Origin of the sequence: Microbacterium sp. NPDC057944 (assembly GCF_042887445.1) — a bacterium.
GTDB lineage: Bacteria > Actinomycetota > Actinomycetes > Actinomycetales > Microbacteriaceae > Microbacterium > Microbacterium natoriense.
This window is the reverse complement of the sequence record NZ_JBHVPJ010000001.1, coordinates 1212160-1229201: the sequence shown is the minus strand read 5'-3', so window position 1 is coordinate 1229201 and position 17042 is coordinate 1212160. Positions and strand designations below refer to the sequence as shown.

Here is a 17042-nt window from a genome sequence, read left to right as displayed (position 1 = left end):
AGACTATACGGAATCTCCCCTGTCGAGGAGTCTTGCTCTTTCCGTATGCCGGAACTGTTATTTCAGCATGTGTAAACAGTATGAGCAGGATGGTCGACGGTGTCAACCCTCTCCGCCTACTTTCCCAGATTTCGGCGCAGAGTCGAAGATCCTCGCGCCTCGTTCACCCGGTCGCGCGGCTCTTTCCTGCACGCGCGGCCGAAACTCCTGCAGCGCGTACAGACTTCAGCAGCGCGACACGAGAGACAGCAGCGCGTACAGACTTCAGCAGCGCGACACGAGAGACAGCAGCGCGTACAGAGTTCAGCAGCGCGACACGAGAGACAGCAGCGCGTACAGAGTTCAGCGGCGCGACACGACGAAGCGGCGGGACGCAACGCGCCCCGCCGCTTCGATCAGACGGTCAGACCCCGAGCTCGGCGCGCAGGCGGGCGACGTGGCCGTCGGCATCCACGCCGTACTCGGCGCGCTGCACGACGCCGTCGCCATCGAGCACGAACGTCGAGCGGATGACGCCGTCGAACGCGCGGTCACCCACGGTCTTCTGCCCCCAGACGCCCCACGCCTTCGCCACGGAGGCGTCGGAGTCGGCCAGCAGCGGGAAGGTGAGCGCTTCGGCATCCGCGAAGGCGCGGATCTCGTCGACGCTGTCGGGCGAGACGCCGATCACGGCGTAGCCCGCGGCGTTCAGCGACGACAGGCTGTCGCGGAAGTCGCACGCCTCGGTCGTGCATCCCGGCGTCGCGGCCTTCGGGTAGAAGTAGACGACGACGTCGCGGCCGGCGTAGTCGGCGAGCGACGTGTTCTTGCCATCGGCGTCGGCGAGGGTGAACGCGGGGGCGGTGTCCCCCGGGGCGAGCGTGTCGGTCATGATCTCTCCTTGTGTGTCCGGTCTGGGGTGAGGATGCGGTGCACATCCGGTCGTCGAGCGAGGAGCGCCGCGATGAGACGAGGAGCGCCTCAGCGCACCACGATGTGGACCTCGAACGCCTCGGCGAGCTGCATGATCTTGCGGGCCCTGCCCAGGCGAGGCAGATCGCTGCCGTCGCGGACGATCCTGCCCCTGGCCTCGAAGTCCTCGAGGAACTCGAACGCCCACTCGACGTCGGTGCGGGTCGGGCTGATGACCTCGTTGACGACGGGCGTCTGATCGGGCGACAGGCACAGCTTGCCCGTCATCCCCATCGAGACCGTGATCGCCGACTGCTCCCGCAGGAGCGGATGACTGGAGCCGACGGTCGGCCCGTCGATCGGACCGGGGAGGCCGGCCGCACGACTGGAGATCACCAGACGGGCGCGGGGGTACGCCATGGCCTCCCGGTCGGCGGACATCCCGGTATCGCGGCGGAAGTCTCCACTGCCGAAGGCGAGACGGAACGCGCCCTTGGCGCGGGCGATCTCGGTCGCGTTCTCGATGCCGATCGCGGACTCCACGAGCGCGACCACCGGCACCTTCGCGCCGAGGCGGTTGTAGGTGTCCATGACCTGCCCGCCGAACTCGGTCTTGGCCAGCATCACGCCGCGCAGGCCGGGGGCTGCACGCAGCGCCTCGATGTCGGCGGCCCAGTGCTCGCTCGTGGCGTCGTTGATGCGCACCCACGCACTGCCGCCGGAGCTCAGCCAGTCCACGACATCCTGACGCGCGGAGTCCTTGTGACTGGCGTCGACGGCATCCTCGACGTCGAGCACGACGGCGTCGGCGTGCGACGCGGCAGCTTCGTCGAAGGTCTCCGGACGGGTGGCCGCGACGAGCAGCCAGGAGCGGGCGAGCTCAGGCGCGACCTCGCGCGCGGTCACCGGCGCCAGCGGAGCCAGAGGAGCGTTCATGATTCTTTCCGTTCTGTGAAAATCACTTTCTACATTCCGAAAAGTCTAAACCGAGGTGCGCCCGGCCGTCCAGAGGGGTCGCAGCGCGTCGAGGACGACAGCGGCGACCGCACGCTTGGAGCCGGATGCCGTCGCCGTCACGAGACCGTCGCTCCCGAGCACCATCACCTCGTTCTCGCCCGCCTCGAAGCCGCGCTCCCAGCCCACCTCGTTCACGACCAGCAGATCGACGCCCTTGCGCTGCCGTTTGCGCCGAGCCCGGGCGAGCAGCTCCTCCTCGTCGCCGGCGGTCTCCGGCGTCTCCGCCGCGAACCCGACGATCACCTGCCCCTCCCGACGCGCACGCACCAGCCCGGCCACGATGTCCTCGTTCTCCACGAGCTCGATCACCGGGATCCCGCCCGACTCCTTGGTCAGCTTGCGATGCGCCACCTCGACAGGCCGATAGTCGGCGACGGCCGCCGCCATCACCACCGCGTCGGCGGTCTCCGCGGCATCCGCCATCGCCAGAGCCAGCTCGGATGCGGTGCCCGCCTGTCGGATGCGGATCGACGGATGCCGCGCCCCGGCCAGCACGTCGCCGGCGATGTTCGCCGCGATGAGCGTCACCTCCGCGCCGCGGGCCGCGGCCTCCGCGGCGAGCGCGACGCCCTGCCGTCCGCTGGAGCGGTTGCCCAGGTAGCGCACGGGGTCGATGGGCTCCCGCGTGCCGCCGGCCGAGATCGCGATCCGCAGACCGGCGAGGTCCTTCGGGGCGAGCAGCGCGAGCGCGGCATCCGCGATGTCCTCGGGCTCGACCATCCGCCCCGGCCCGCTGTCGCCGCCGGCGAGCTCGCCCACGGCCGGGCCGAGGATGTGCACGCCCCGATGCTGCAGGGTCTCGATATTCGCCTGGGTCGAGGGATGCCGCCACATCTCCGCGTGCATCGCGGGGGCGATGAGCACCGGCGCCTCGGTGGCGAGCAGCGTCGTGCCGAGGAGGTTGTCGGCGATGCCCGCGGTCATCTTCGCGATCGTGTTCGCCGTCGCGGGCGCCACGACGACGAGATCGGCGCCCTGGCCGAGCGCGACGTGCCGCACCCTGGCGACGTCGTCGTGCACGCTGGTGGTCACCGGGTTGCGACTGATCGCCTCCCAGGTGGGCAGTCCGACGAAGCGCAGCGCGTCCTCCGTGGGGACGACCGTCACCTCGTGTCCGGCCTTGATCAGCAGCCTGACGAGCTGCACGGACTTGTACGCGGCGATTCCGCCAGTGACCCCGACGACGATGTTCACGCTCTCGATTCTGCCTCAGCAGCCGCGCGCGCGGGTCGCCTTGACCACCTCCGACCGTGGTCATAGGCTTTCAGAACCCCGAATGCTACTTTCAGAACTCAGAAGCACAGTTCCGCATCTCGGAATGTTTACCCGCCCTCGACGAAGAGGAGACGCCCATGAGCGATTCGGCCGTGACCGTGAACGGGGTGCGCCGCGCCCTCTCCGAGACCGCGACGCACACGACGGCCCTGGACTGGCTGCGCGGAGGCGGCCTCTCCGGCAGCAAGGAGGGCTGCGCCGAGGGCGAGTGCGGCGCCTGCGCCATGCTCCTCGCGACGCCGGCCCCCGACGGCGGCACGGCGTGGACGCCGGTGAACGCCTGCCTCGTCCCCGTCTACGCCCTCGACGGACAGGAGATCGTGACGGCCGAGGGCCTCGGAGACCCCGAGCGCCTGCACCCCGTGCAGGAGAAGCTCGCCGAGGCCGGCGGCTCGCAGTGCGGCTACTGCACCCCCGGTTTCGCGTGCAGCATGGCCGGCGAGTACTACCGCGCGGATCGCGCCGCTCCGGAAGAGGAGTGCCCCGTCCACGACGTCGAGCACGGCCCCAACGGCTTCGACCTGCACGCGCTCAGCGGCAACCTGTGCCGCTGCACCGGCTACCGCCCGATCCGCGACGCCGCGTACGCCCTCGGCGCACCCGAGAGCGACGACCCCCTCCAGCAGCGCCTCGCACAACCCGCGTCCGCCGCCGTCCCCACCGACGTCGAGGTCGGCGGATCGCGCTTCGTGCGACCGGCATCCCTCGGCGACACCGTGCGGATGCTGCGCGACGAGCCCGACGCGCTCCTCGTCGCCGGGTCGACCGACTGGGGCGTCGAGGTGAACATCCGCGGCCGCCGCGCCCCCTTCGTCGTCGCGATCGAGCACCTCCCCGAGCTGCGCGGCCTCACCGTGACCGAGGATCTGGTCGAGATCGGCGCCGCCCTCTCCCTCTCGGAGGTCGAGAAGGGCCTCGACGGCGCCGTGCCGCTGCTCGCCGAGCTGTTCCCCCAGTTCGCCTCCCGCCTGATCCGCAACCGCGGTACCTTCGGCGGCAACCTCGGCACCGGCTCCCCCATCGGCGACACTCCCCCCGCGCTGCTCGCCCTGGGCGCCCGGCTCGTGCTCGCGAGCGCGGGGCCCGACGGAGACGTCGTGGAACGCGAGGTCGAGCTGTCGGAGTACTTCACCGGATACCGGCAGACCGTCCGCCAGCCCGGAGAGCTCATCAAGTCGGTGCGCATCCCGCTCCCGCTGGCGGGGGTCACCGCCTTCCACAAGATCGCCAAGCGCCGCTTCGACGACATCTCCAGCGTCGCCGTCGCCTTCGCCCTCGACATCGACGCCGGCATCGTGACCGCCGCGAGGATCGGCCTCGGCGGCGTCGCCGCGACGCCGCTGCGCGCCACGGCCACGGAGGCCGCGCTGATCGGGCGACCGTGGAATGTGGAGACCGTGCGCGCGGCCTCCGAGGTCCTGGGCGCCGAGGGCACGCCGATGTCCGACCACCGCGCCAGCTCGGAGTACCGCTCGCTGATGCTCAACACCGCGCTGCTGAAGCTGTACAGCCGAACCGTCATCGAATCGAAGGAGGTGCCGGCATGAGCACGCTCGCCGACCGCCCCGAGAACCCCGTCGTCGGCCTGCGCGCCGCCCACGAGAGCGCCGCACTGCACGTCACCGGCGCCGCCATGTACACCGACGACGTCGCCGAGCACACCGCCGGGGTGCTCACCGCGTGGCCGGTGCAGTCCACGAACGCGCACGCGAAGGTCACGATCGACGTCTCCGGCGCCTACGAGGTGCCAGGCGTCGTGCGCGTGCTCACCGCCGACGACGTGCCGGGCCTCAACGACGCCGGCATCCGCAACGACGAGCCGCTGTTCCCCAGCGAGGCCATGTTCTACGGCCACGCGCTCGTGTGGGTGCTCGGCGAGACGCAGGAGGCCGCCCGCCTCGGCGCCGAGCGGGTGACGGTCGAGTACGAGCCGCTGCCCTCCGTCATCACGGTGCAGGACGCCCTCGACGCGCAGTCGTTCCAGGGCACGCCGCGCACCGTGCAGCGCGGAGACGCCGCAGCCGGCCTCGCGGACGCCGCGCACGTGTTCGAGGGGGTCACCGAGTTCGGCGGCCAGGAGCACTTCTACCTCGAGACGCACGCCTCCTTCGCGATCCGCGACTCGGAGGGGCAGTACTTCATCCAGTGCTCCACCCAGCATCCGTCCGAGACCCAGGAGCTCGTCTCGCACGTGCTCGGCATCCACTCCAACGAGGTCACCGTGCAGTGCCTGCGCATGGGCGGCGGCTTCGGCGGCAAGGAGATGCAGCCGCACGGCTTCGCGGCCATCGCGGCCCTCGGCGCGAAGCTCACCGGGCGCCCCGTCCGGCTGCGACTGAACCGCACGCAGGACATCACGATGACCGGCAAACGGCATCCGTTCCACATCGCCTGGAAGGTCGGCTTCGACGAGGAGGGGATGCTGCAGGCGCTGGACGCCGTGCTCACCTGCGACGGCGGATGGTCGATCGATCTCTCCGAGCCGGTGCTCGGCCGGGCCCTGTGCCACATCGACAACGCCTACTGGATCCCGAACGTGCACGCCTACGGGCAGATCGCGAAGACCAACAAGACCTCGAACACCGCCTACCGCGGCTTCGGCGGACCTCAGGGCGTGTTCCTCATCGAGGACATCCTCGGCCGCGTCGCGCCGCAGCTCGGCATCGATCCGCTCGACCTGCGCCGGCGCAACTTCTACCGGCAGGGGCAGACCACCCCGTACGGGCAGGTCGTCAAGGACGCCGAGCGCATGTCGACGATCTGGGACCAGCTCTCCTCCGAGGCCGAGGTCGACGCGCGCCGAGCCGAGATCGCGCAGTTCAACGCGACGAGCCCGCACGCCAAGCGCGCGCTGTCGATGACGCCGATCAAGTTCGGCATCTCGTTCAACTTCGCCGCCTTCAACCAGGCGGGCGCCCTCGTGCACGTCTACAAGGACGGCTCGATCCTGATCAACCACGGCGGCACCGAGATGGGCCAGGGCCTGCACACCAAGATGCTGCAGGTCGCCGCCACGGCCCTCGGCGTCGAGCTGCACTCGGTGCGGCTCGCCCCCACGCGCACCGACAAGGTGCCGAACACCTCGGCGACGGCGGCATCCTCCGGCACCGACCTCAACGGCGGCGCCGTGAAGAACGCGTGCGAGCAGATCCGCGACCGGATGGCTGCGGTCGCCGGACGCCTGCTCGGCGTCGACGAGCGCGACGTGCGCTTCGGCGGCGGGTACGTGACGGCGCTGGGCGCCCCGGTGAAGAAGGTGTCGTTCGCCGAGGTCGCCAAGGCCGCCTATCTGCAGCGCGTGCAGCTGTTCGCCGCCGGGTACTACCGCACCGAGGGTCTGCACTGGAATCCGGAGATCATGCAGGGCTCCCCGTTCAAGTACTTCGCCTACGGGGCCGCGGCCAAAGAGGTCGAGGTCGACGCGTTCACCGGCGCGTACCGGGTGCGCCGGGTCGACATCGTGCACGACGTGGGCGACTCGCTCTCCCCCATGCTCGACATCGGGCAGATCGAGGGCGCGTACGTGCAGGGCGTCGGCTGGCTGACCCTGGAGGAGCTGCGCTGGGACACCAGCGACGGCCCGCACCGCGGACGCCTGCAGACGCAGTCGGCATCGACGTACAAGCTGCCCAGCTTCTCGGAGATGCCGGAGCGGTTCCACGTGCGCCTGTTCGAGAACGCCCGCGAGGAGGGCGCCGTGTACGGATCGAAGGCCGTGGGCGAGCCGCCGTTCATGCTCGCGTTCAGCGCCCGCGAGGCGCTCCGCGACGCCGTGGCCGCCTTCGGACCGGCGGGCCACTCGGTCGAGCTCGCGTCGCCCGCGACACCGGAAGCGGTGTTCTGGGCGGTGCGCACGGCGCAGCAGGCGGCGCAGCCCGCGCTCGCGTCCGTCTGAGGATCCGGATGGACTGGCTCGACGCCCTGCAGGAGCTGCGTGCACGACGCAGCCCCGCGGTCGTCGTGACCCTGGCGGTCGTGCGGGGTCACGCCCCGCGCAACGGCGGGGCGAAGATGGTGGTCTCCCCGGATGCCGTCGTCGGCACGGTCGGCGGAGGCAACCTCGAGGAGACGGCGATCGATCGCGCCAGGGAGATGCTGGCCGCGGGCTCGGCTGAGCCCGAGCTGCTCACGCTGACCCTGAGCGACAAGGCCGTGACCGAGTACGGCGTGCAGTGCTGCGGAGGAGAGGTCACCATGATGCTGGAGCCGATCAGGGTCGTCCCGACCGTCGCCGTCTTCGGCATCGGACATGTGGGGATCGAGCTCGCCCGCATCCTCGCCAGGCACGAGCTCGACCTGCACCTGATCGACTCGCGGCCGGCGATGCTCGACGTCGCAAGGCTGGGCGACCCCGGCCGCAGCGGGGTGCTCGCCGATGCCGTGGCCCGGGTGCACATCACGCACGCCCCTGTGCCGGAGTCGGCGCTGGCCGCGCTGCCGGCGGGGGCTCACGTGCTCGTCATGACGCACGACCACGTCGAGGACCTGGCCGCGGTCGACATGGCGCTGCGCACCCCGGACCTCGGCTCGATCGGCCTGATCGGCTCGGCGTCGAAGTGGGCGCGGTTCCGCAAGAGGCTCGGCGAACTCGGGCAGACGGATGCCGATCTGGAGCGCGTCACCACGCCCATCGGCATCCCCGAGGTGGCGGGCAAGCAGCCGGCGGCGATCGCGGTCAGCGTCGCCGCACGGATGCTGCAGCTGATCGACGAGCAGGCGCGGCAGAGCGGATAGCTGCGGGCCTGGCTCTGGATGCTTAGCCCGACTAGACTAAGTCCATGGCGATCCAGGTGAACATGCACGAGGCGAAGAGTCAGCTCTCCGCGCTGGTCGAGCGCGTCCTCTCCGGCGAGCAGGTCACGATCGCGCGCGCGGGCAACCCGGTGATCGACCTCGTCATCCACCGGGAGGATCGCCCCGTCATCGGCGCCCTCAAGGGCACGTTCACCTACGACGCCGACGCCTTCGACGACGCCGACGCCGAGATCCGCGAGATGTTCTACGGATCCGCCGACTGATGCTGCTCGACACCCACGCACTGCTCTGGCTCGCGACGGACGACGATCGACTCGGCCCGCGCAGCCGCGCCCGCATCGCGGAGGCTCCTCGGGTGCACTACTCTGCCGTGTCCATCTCGGAGATCGTCATCAAGCACATGCTCGGCAGGATCGACCTTCCGGGCGGCGACCGATTCCCCGAGGTGTTCGCGCAGATGGGTCTCGTGGAGCTTCCCTTCACATCCCGCCATGCGAACGCGCTGCGCGAGGAGCCGGAGCTGGCCCGCCACGACCCGTTCGACCGCTTCCTTCTCGCGCAGTCGTTCGCCGACGGGATGCCGCTGCTCACCGCGGACCACGTCCTCCTCGAGCTCGGGCGCACCTGGGTGCACGACGCCCGCGCGTAGTCCGACGGGTCGGCGCCGTCTATCCACCATCCGGAATTCTGACTCCGCACTATGGACACTTCCCCGAGCCTGATCTAGAATCTCCTCAGGCCTAGGCGGGTTCTCACAACCATCTACCGGGCAACCAGCGGCGAAGACGCCGCGGATTGTGACCCGGAGGTGCTCCATGCTCGACCGTCTGCACGACTACGCCGACTGCCTGGCCGACCCCGATCGCTGGGCGATCGCCACGATCGTCGAAGTGTCCGGCTCCGTCCCACGCCCCGCTGGGACCTCCATGGCCGTGCGCGACGACGGCCGCACGATCGGCTCGATCTCGGGCGGCTGCGTCGAGGGCGCCGTGGTCGACGCGGCGATCGGATGCCTGGACACCGGCAAGGTCGAGCTGCAGTCCTTCGGCTACGCCGACGACGACGGGATCTCCGTCGGCCTGATGTGCGGAGGGGACGTGCGCGTGCTCGTGCAGCCGCTGCGCACCCTGCCCGCCGGCATCCTCTCCGCCCTCGCCCACCCGGACCGCACTCTGCGGCTCGTGCGGGAGCTGCCGCTCGACGACGCCGCCCGCAACGGAGGAGTTCTCACGTTCGGGAGGACGATTGCGGCGGATGCCTCCTCCCGAGCGCGCGTTCTCCTCCCGGGCGACACGGCGATGGACCTCGGCGACCGGGTCCGCGCGGCCCTCGACCTGGGCGGCGCGCACGTCGTGGAGATCACCGACCGCTCCGTTGCGGAGTGCCCGGTCGTGCGCCGACTGCTCGTCGAGTCGAGCGCGACGCCCGCCCGCCTCGTCATCTACGGAGCGAACGACTTCTCCGCCGCGCTCGCCCAGGCCGCCGCCGTGCTCGGCCGGCACGTCACGGTGTGCGACGCCCGTCCCGTCTTCGCCACCCGGGCGCGGCACCCCGGCGCGCACGAGGTCGTGCTCGCGCATCCGGCGCAGCACTTCGCCGCGGAGACGGATGCCGGTCGCATCGACTCCCGCACCGCGATCGTCGTGCTCACCCACGACCCCCGCTTCGATCTGCCTGTGCTGGACCGCGCGCTCCGGGCCGACCTCGCCTACGTCGGCGCCATGGGGTCGCGCGTGACCCACGAGAAGCGCGTGCAGGAGCTCCGCGCGGGCGGCCTCGCCGACGCGCACCTCGATCGGCTGCACTCCCCGATCGGACTCGACCTCGGCGCTCGCACCCCTGCGGAGGTGGCGGTGTCCGTGCTCGCCGAGCTGATCCTCGTCGAGACCGCCGCGCGCACCGGCATCACCGCGGCGCCGCAGCGCAAACTGCGCGACACCACAGGCGATGTCCATGACGCGCGCCGCGTCTGCGCGCCGGAGCCGCAGCTCGTCGCACAGCACGGAGGCGAACTGCGCGGCGACCTGCGCGGCGACGCCCCGCAGCGCCCCGCGCCGCAGCATCCCGACCCGCAGGGGGCACGAGGGCCCGGCGCAGAACCCCGGCGCACGGAGGAGGCGCTCGCATGGATGTGACGAGCGTCGACGAGGTCCTGATGTGCGCGGATCCGCGCAGCTGGCGCCCCGGCGACTCCTGGCTCGCCGGCGGCACGGTCATCTACTCCTACGGCACCGACATCACCCGCGGCGCCCCGACCCGCCTGCTCGACATCACGGGCGCCGGCTGGGCGCCCCTCGCTTGGACGCCGGACGGCGACCTCGAGATCGCCGCCACCTGCCGCATCGCCGAGCTGCGCGCCCTCGCCGACGACCCGCTCCCCGGCGGCATCCCCCGCGCCCAGCTGCCGGGGCTCGACGTCATCCCGCCGGCGTGCGACTCCTTCGTCGCCTCGTGGAAGATCTGGAACGTCTCCACCGTCGGCGGCAACGTCGCCACCGCCCTGCCCGCCGGCCCCATGATCTCGCTGCTCACCGCGTGGGGCGCCACCGCCCTGATCCTGCGCCCCGACGGGCGCCGTCGTCGCGCCGCCGTCGCCGACCTCGTCGTCGGCCCCGCCAGGACGCGTCTCGGCTACGGCGAGCTCATCCGCAGCTTCCTCGTCCCCGCGGAGGCGCTGCGGCAGCGGCACGCGTTCCGTCGCCTCTCGCTCACCGAGCGCGGCCGCTCGGCGGCGCTCCTGATCGGCCGCCGCACGTCCGATCGCTCGCTGCGGCTCTCGGTCACGGCATCCGTCTTCCGTCCCTTCGTGCTCGACCTCCACGCCGACCACGGGCAGGCGGGGCGTCGACGCGCGGACCGCCCCACTCTCGCGGATGCCGCCGCCTGGCGCACCGCGATCGACGCGGCCGCGGCGGGCACGGGCGGCTGGTACGACGACATCCACGGCGATCCGGCCTGGCGCCGCCTGATGACCCACCGTCTCGGCGACGAGATCCTCGCCGAGCTGCTCCCCGGCGCGACCGGGGTCGACGGGGCGAGGGGTCGCGTCACCGGCGATCTGCGCATGGAGAGGACATCGGCATGAGCATCATCGAGAACAGGATCGGGGCGGATGCCGCGGATGCCGCGGATGCCGCGGTCGCCGCAGCCGCGCCCACCGCGACGCTCGACGGGCGCGAGGTCGATGTCGCCCCCGAGCCCGGTCAGTGCCTGCGCACCTGGCTGCGCGGCCAGGGCTCGTACGGGGTGAAGAAGGGGTGCGACGGCGGCGACTGCGGCGCGTGCACGGTGATCGTCGACGGCGACCCCGTGCACAGCTGCGTGTATCCGGCGCACCGCGCGGCGGGCCGCGACATCGTGACGGTGCAGGGACTCGGCACCCCCGAGCATCCGCACCCCGTGCAGGAGCGCTTCCGCCGGGCGGCCGGCTTCCAGTGCGGGTTCTGCACGGCCGGGATGGTGTGCACGGTCGCCGGGATGCCGGAGGGCGCCGAGCACGACCTCGACCGCACCCTCAAGGGCAACATCTGCCGCTGCACCGGCTACCGCAGCATCGAGGACGCAGTGCACGGCGTCGAGAACATCGACGACCGTGCGGGCGGCGTCGGTCACGCGACGGGCACCCCCGCGGCGCTCGGCGTCGTGACCGGCACGGTCCGCTACACGATGGACGTCGACCCCGACGAGCTGCCGGGGGCGCTGCTGTACGGGGCCGTGGTCCGCAGTCCGCACGCGCACGCCCGCGTCGTCCGCATCGACGCGGCCCGCGCCCTCTCCTCCCCCGGCGTCGTGCGGGTGCTGACGGCCGCCGACGCGCCCCGCACGCTGTTCTCCACCGCCCAGCACGAGCTCGTCGAAGACGACCCCGACGACACGATGGTGTTCGACGACGTCATGCGCTTCGTCGGCCAGCGCGTGGCGCTCGTGGTCGCCGAGACCCAGCGGGCCGCCGACCGCGCGGCGCGCCTGGTCGAGGTCGAGTACGAGGTGCTGCCCTTCAACCTCGACCCCGAGGCCGCCGATCGCCCTGACACGCCTGTCCTGCACGGCGACAGCAACGTCGTGATGCGGATGGACTCCGAGGTCGGCGACCTGGAGGCGGCGCTCGCGGCATCCGCCATCGTCGAGGACCGCACCTTCCACACGCACCGCGTCTCGCACACGGCCTTGGAGACCCACGGATCGATCGCCTGGCAGGATGCCGACGGCCGCTACGTCGTGCGCAGCAGCACGCAGGTGCCGTTCCTCGTGCGGCGGGCGCTCGCGCGCGTGTTCGGGCTGTCGAAGGACGAGGTGCGCGTGTACACGGGCCGCGTCGGCGGCGGCTTCGGCGGCAAGCAGGAGATGCTCACCGAAGACCTCGCGCTGCTCGCGACGAGGGCCACGGGCCGCCCCGTCCGCATCGAGTTCTCGCGCAAGGAGGTGCTCACGGCGACGACCGTGCGGCATCCGTTCCGCATGCGCGTGCGCATGGGCGCCGACTCCTCCGGCACGATCACCGGCATCGCCGTCGACGTGCGCTCGAACACCGGCGCCTACGGCAACCACGGCCCGGGGGTCATGTTCCACGGCGTGGGCGAGTCGATCGCCGTCTACCGGGCCGCGGCGAAGAAGATCGACGCCTCCGTCGTCTACACGAACTCCATTCCGTCCGGCGCGTTCCGCGGCTACGGGCTGAGCCAGATGATCTTCGCGATCGAGTCGACGGTGGACGAGCTCGCCCGCAGGCTCGGCCTCGATCCGCTCGAGATGCGCACCCGCAACCTCATCGGCGCCGACGACGCGATGATCGCCGCGCACGAGGAGCCCGACCTCATCATCGGCAGCTACGGTCTCGACGAGTGCGTGCGAGACGTGCAGGCGGGTCTCGCGAGGAACAGGGAGGCGGATGCCGCGGCCCTCACGCCAGGCTGGACGATCGGCGAGGGCGCCGCCGTCGCCATGATCGCGACGGTGCCCCCGCGCGGACACCACTCGCACGTCACGATCCGCCTGGAGGCGGACGGGGCTTTCGGGCTCGACGTCGGCACCGCGGAGTTCGGCAACGGCACCTCGACCGTGCACCAGCAGATCGCGGCCACGGTGCTGCAGACCACGACGAGGAGGGTGCGGCTGCGTCAAGCCGACTCCGACCTCGTCGAGCACGACACCGGCGCGTTCGGCTCGACAGGCACCGTGGTCGCCGGCCGCGCCACGCACGCCGCGGCGACCTCGCTCGCCGAGAAGCTCCGCGCCCGCGCCGCCGCCCTGCTCGGCGCCCCCGTCGACGAGTGCCTGCTCACGGGCGACCGCGTCATGCGCGGAGGCGACTCGGTCTCGCTCATCGACCTCGCCGCCGACGGCCCCCTCGAGGCGGCCGGCTACTGGGGCGGGACCCCGCGGTCGGTGGCGTTCAACGTGCAGGGGTTCCGCGTCGCGATCGACGAGGCCACGGGTGAGCTGCGCATCCTCCGCTCGATCCACGCGGCGGATGCCGGTGTGGTCGTGAATCCGGAGCAGTGCCGCGGGCAGATCGAGGGCGGCATCGCCCAGGCGATCGGCGCCGCGTTGCACGAGATCGTGCGCGTCGACGAGAACGGCCGCGTGACCAGCGACATCCTGCGGCAGTATCACGTGCCCTCGTTCGCCGATGTGCCGCGGTCGGAGATCTCCTTCGCGACGACGAGCGACGTGCTGGGCCCCCTGGGGGCGAAGTCGATGAGCGAGTCGCCGTTCAACCCCGTCGCCCCCGCGCTGGCGGCCGCGATCCGCGATGCCACCGGCATCCGCCTGACGACGACGCCCTTCACTCGGGACGTGATCCACGCCGCGATCCTCGAGCGCGATGCGACGAGGGGGACGGACGGATGACGCTGCACCACCGCCACGCGATCGTGCTGGCCGCGGGGCGCGGATCGCGTCTCGGCCTCGGGCCCAAGGCGCTGCTGCCCTGGAACGACGAGGTTCTGGCGACCAGGGCCGCCCGGGCTGCGGCCCTCGCCGGCTGCAGCGTCTCGATCGCGATCGGCCCCGAGGCGGCGACCGTGCGGCGCTGGCTGCGTCGGCGCTCGTCCTCGGCGGTCACCGTGTACGTGCACGATGCCGAGCTCGGCATGAGCGCCTCGCTGCGCGCCGCCGCCCGGCATCTCCGATCGGCGGGTGAGAGGCCCCACGTGGTGATCGTGCTCCTCGTCGATCAGCCAGGGGTCGGCGAGCCGGTCATCCGCCGGCTCCTCGACGCGCACAGGCCTGGTCGGGCGACCAGAGCGGCGTGGGACGGCGTGCCGGGCACCCCCGTCGTGTTCGACATCGACGACCTGTTCGACGCGGCCGACACCGCGCTCGGCGACTCCGGGGCGAGGGTGTGGATGGCGATGCATCCGCAGCTCGTCGACGACATCGAGTGCGGGGACCTCGGCTCGGGAGCCGACATCGACGTCCCCGCCGACCTCGCGGCCTGGCCCGAGCTCAGCTGAGCCGTCCCGTCTCCCGCGCTCCGGAGCCCGTTCCGCTGCGGCTCCTCTTCCTGCAGGCGACGCCCTCCTAGCGCGACGCCCTCCTAGCGCGACGCCATCGTGAACGCGACACCCTCGTGAACGCGACGCCCTCCTGAACGCGACGCCCCTCCCGCACGCCGACGCCCCACCCGCACGCCGACGCCCCACCTGGGCGACGTCCGCCCGGTGGGGCGGGACGACCAGATGGAGCGTAGGCAGAGAAGATCAGGTAGGGCGTAGGCAGAGAAGATCAAATAGGGCGTCGGCAGAGAAGATCAGGTAGGGCGTCGGCCGAGAAAGAGGAGGCTCAGCCTGCGAGCGCCGCCTCGATCGGACCGCGGACGAAGTAGAGCGCGAAGCCCGCCGCGACGATCCACATGAGCCAGTGCACCTTGCGGGCACGACCCGAGAGCGCGTTGATGAGCGCCCAGGAGATGAAGCCGACGCCGATGCCGTTGGCGATCGAGTAGGTCAGCGGCATCGTGACGATCGTGAGGAACACCGGCAGGGCGACGGCGAAGTTCGTGAACTTGATCTCCTTGATCTGGCCCATCATCATCGCGCCGACCACGACGAGCGCGGCGGATCCGACCTCGATCGGCACCACGAGGGTGAGCGGGGTGAAGAACATCGAGAGCAGGAACAGGATGCCGACGACGACCGCGGCGAGACCCGTGCGCGCCCCCTCTCCGATGCCGGAGGCGCTGTCGACGTAGACCGTGTTCGAGGAGGTCGAGGTCGCGCCACCGGCGACGGCGCCGAGGCCCTCGACGACGAACGCCGAGCGCAGCCGCGGGAACGTGCCGTCCTTGTACGCGAGACCGGCGTTCTTCGCGAGCCCCGTCATGGTGCCCATGGCGTCGAAGAAGTTGGAGAACACGAGGGTGAAGACGAGCATCGTGGCCGACAGGGCGCCGATGCGGCCGAAGGATCCGAGGAGGTCGAACTGGCCGATGAGGCCGAAGTCGGGGATCGTGACGAGCGCCGTCGGGATCTCCGGGATCGTCATGTGCCAGCCGCCGGGGTTCTCGAAGCTCGGGCCGAGCTTGAAGATCGCCTGCGCGATGATCGCGAGGACGGTCGAGGCGACGATGCCGATCAGGATGCCGCCGGGCACCTTGCGCGCGACGAGCACGCCGATGAGCACGAGCCCGACGAGGAAGATGAGCGTCGGGATCGAGGTGATCGATCCGCCGTCGCCGAGCTGCACGGGCGGGCCGCCGGCCGTGCGGTTCACGAAGCCCGAGTCGACGAAACCGATGAAGGCGATGAACAGGCCGATGCCGACCGTGATCGCCGCCTTGAGCTGGGCGGGAACCGCGTTGAAGATGGCGGTCCGGATGCCGGTGGCTCCGAACAGCACGATCAGGATGCCGTTGATGACGACGAGCCCCATGGCCTCGGGCCAGGTGACCTGTCCGACGACGGACACGGCGAGGAAGGAGTTGATGCCGAGCCCCGCGGCGAGCGCGAACGGGAGTCGTGCGATGAGTCCGAACAGGATCGTCATGACGCCGGCGGTGAGGCCGGTGGCCGCCCCGATCTGCGCGCCGTTCAGGGCGTTGCCCGCGACGTCCTCGACGCCGCCGAGGATGAGCGGGTTGAGGATGACGATGTACGCCATCGTCACGAACGTGACGATGCCGCCGCGGATCTCGCGGGCCACCGTCGACCCGCGACGGGTGATCTCGAAGAATCGGTCGAACGCGTTCTTGGGCTCGGCGTCGACCGTGGCGGTCGCTCCGGTGGCCAGGGGCGGGAGCTCCGGCGCGGGGATCGCGCCGGTCTCGGGGTCGTTGAAGACATGTGAAGACATCATCGGCTCCAGTGTTGTTGTGCGGAGGTGGTGCTCGGGTTCGCCGAAGGAGCGGCTCCCCCGGGTGGTCGCCGCGGGCGCAGGGGCCCGTCAGCGGTCGGTGCGCGTCGGCCTTCGGCGCGCGTCAGCGGTGCGCGTCAGTAGTCGATGCGCGAGACGTTGGCGTTCCACTCGGTGAACGGGGCGACGCGTTCGGCGGGGGCCAGGGCCTCCTGGCCGACGGGCATGATGGCCCGGTCCTCGGGGCCGCCCTCGAAGTAGCGGTAGAACACCGCGTCGTCGAAGCCGGCGTCGGCCGCGTCGTGTCGGTCGGCGGCGAAGTAGACCCGGTCGATGCGCGCCCAGAGCGAGGTGGCGAGGCACATCGGGCAGGGCTCGCAGCTCGTGTAGAGCGTGGCCCCGGTGAGGTCGAACGTGCCGAGCCCCTGGCAGGCGTTGCGGATCGCCGTGACCTCGGCGTGCGCCGAGGGGTCGAGGTTCGCCGTGACACGGTTGACGCCTTCGAAGACCTGTCCGTCCGCCGAGACGACGATCGCCCCGAACGGACCGCCCGCATCGCGGACGTTCTCGGTGGCGAGGGCGACGGCCCGGGAGAGGTACTCGGCCGGAGTCGGCTGGGAGTCGATGGCGGGCGCGCTGATGCTGCTCATGAAGGCTTCCTTGCTGTCGTCGCAGTGATACGGCTTCCGGCAGGCCCTGTGGGGGTCGGCCTCGAGATATACGTCGAACCGCTAGGTTGTGCTTTCGTGACGGACGACCATCATCGGTCGTCCAGCCAGCACCGACTGTACCCCCGTGAGAGCCGAACGTCC

Annotated in this window: 14 protein-coding genes; 9 read left to right on the top strand and 5 right to left on the bottom strand. The window is 71.2% G+C overall.

The window, feature by feature from the left end; genetic code table 11:
- Positions 1–403 precede the first annotated feature (403 nt).
- The 3 genes from bcp to coaBC all read right to left on the bottom strand — a co-directional run bounded on the left by bcp (position 404) and on the right by coaBC (position 3102).
- Positions 404–871 (bottom strand): thioredoxin-dependent thiol peroxidase, encoded by a 468-nt coding sequence (bcp, locus tag ACFVRO_RS05595; protein WP_386950141.1) that lies wholly within the window; start codon positions 869–871, stop codon positions 404–406.
- A gap of 89 nt (positions 872–960) precedes the next feature.
- A complete protein-coding gene (locus ACFVRO_RS05590; protein ID WP_105676237.1) occupies positions 961–1827 on the bottom strand; it encodes a CoA ester lyase in 867 nt (288 codons plus the stop codon).
- Between the two features lie 45 nt (positions 1828–1872).
- Positions 1873–3102, bottom strand: coding sequence for a bifunctional phosphopantothenoylcysteine decarboxylase/phosphopantothenate--cysteine ligase CoaBC (gene coaBC / locus ACFVRO_RS05585; RefSeq protein WP_386950138.1), 1230 nt, complete (start codon positions 3100–3102; stop codon positions 1873–1875).
- Positions 3103–3260: 158 nt separating this feature from the next.
- Here coaBC and ACFVRO_RS05580 point away from each other — a divergent pair, with 158 nt between their 5' ends.
- From ACFVRO_RS05580 to ACFVRO_RS05540, 9 genes are all read left to right on the top strand, one after another.
- The gene (locus ACFVRO_RS05580; protein ID WP_386950135.1) at positions 3261–4730 is read left to right on the top strand and encodes a xanthine dehydrogenase small subunit; all 1470 of its coding nucleotides are present in this window, start codon (positions 3261–3263) and stop codon (positions 4728–4730) included.
- A complete protein-coding gene (xdhB, locus tag ACFVRO_RS05575; RefSeq protein ID WP_386950133.1) occupies positions 4727–7078 on the top strand; it encodes a xanthine dehydrogenase molybdopterin binding subunit in 2352 nt (783 codons plus the stop codon). Before ACFVRO_RS05580 ends, xdhB begins: the two co-directional genes overlap by 4 nt.
- Positions 7079–7086: 8 nt before the next feature.
- The gene (gene xdhC / locus ACFVRO_RS05570; RefSeq protein WP_386950132.1) at positions 7087–7917 is read left to right on the top strand and encodes a xanthine dehydrogenase accessory protein XdhC; all 831 of its coding nucleotides are present in this window, start codon (positions 7087–7089) and stop codon (positions 7915–7917) included.
- A gap of 44 nt (positions 7918–7961) precedes the next feature.
- Entirely contained in the window at positions 7962–8201 is a 240-nt protein-coding gene (locus tag ACFVRO_RS05565) for a type II toxin-antitoxin system Phd/YefM family antitoxin (RefSeq protein WP_386950129.1), read from the top strand.
- Entirely contained in the window at positions 8201–8587 is a 387-nt protein-coding gene (locus ACFVRO_RS05560) for a type II toxin-antitoxin system VapC family toxin (RefSeq protein ID WP_386950127.1), read from the top strand. Before ACFVRO_RS05565 ends, ACFVRO_RS05560 begins: the two co-directional genes overlap by 1 nt.
- Before the next feature lie 166 nt (positions 8588–8753).
- Complete coding sequence (locus ACFVRO_RS05555) at positions 8754–10073, top strand: XdhC family protein (RefSeq protein WP_386950125.1); 1320 nt, start codon at positions 8754–8756, stop codon at positions 10071–10073.
- Positions 10064–11023: an FAD binding domain-containing protein gene (locus ACFVRO_RS05550; RefSeq protein WP_386950123.1), complete on the top strand. Its 960-nt coding sequence runs from the start codon at positions 10064–10066 to the stop codon at positions 11021–11023. Before ACFVRO_RS05555 ends, ACFVRO_RS05550 begins: the two co-directional genes overlap by 10 nt.
- Complete coding sequence (locus ACFVRO_RS05545; RefSeq protein WP_386950120.1) at positions 11020–13788, top strand: molybdopterin-dependent oxidoreductase; 2769 nt, start codon at positions 11020–11022, stop codon at positions 13786–13788. Before ACFVRO_RS05550 ends, ACFVRO_RS05545 begins: the two co-directional genes overlap by 4 nt.
- Entirely contained in the window at positions 13785–14393 is a 609-nt protein-coding gene (locus tag ACFVRO_RS05540) for an NTP transferase domain-containing protein (protein ID WP_386950117.1), read from the top strand. Before ACFVRO_RS05545 ends, ACFVRO_RS05540 begins: the two co-directional genes overlap by 4 nt.
- A gap of 328 nt (positions 14394–14721) precedes the next feature.
- On the opposite strand, the gene ACFVRO_RS05535 is transcribed toward ACFVRO_RS05540, so the two are convergent.
- Positions 14722–16233, bottom strand: coding sequence for an NCS2 family permease (locus ACFVRO_RS05535; RefSeq protein WP_386950115.1), 1512 nt, complete (start codon positions 16231–16233; stop codon positions 14722–14724).
- 134 nt (positions 16234–16367) lie between these two features.
- The gene (locus tag ACFVRO_RS05530) at positions 16368–16880 is read right to left on the bottom strand and encodes a nucleoside deaminase (RefSeq protein ID WP_105676210.1); all 513 of its coding nucleotides are present in this window, start codon (positions 16878–16880) and stop codon (positions 16368–16370) included.
- Positions 16881–17042 lie beyond the last annotated feature (162 nt).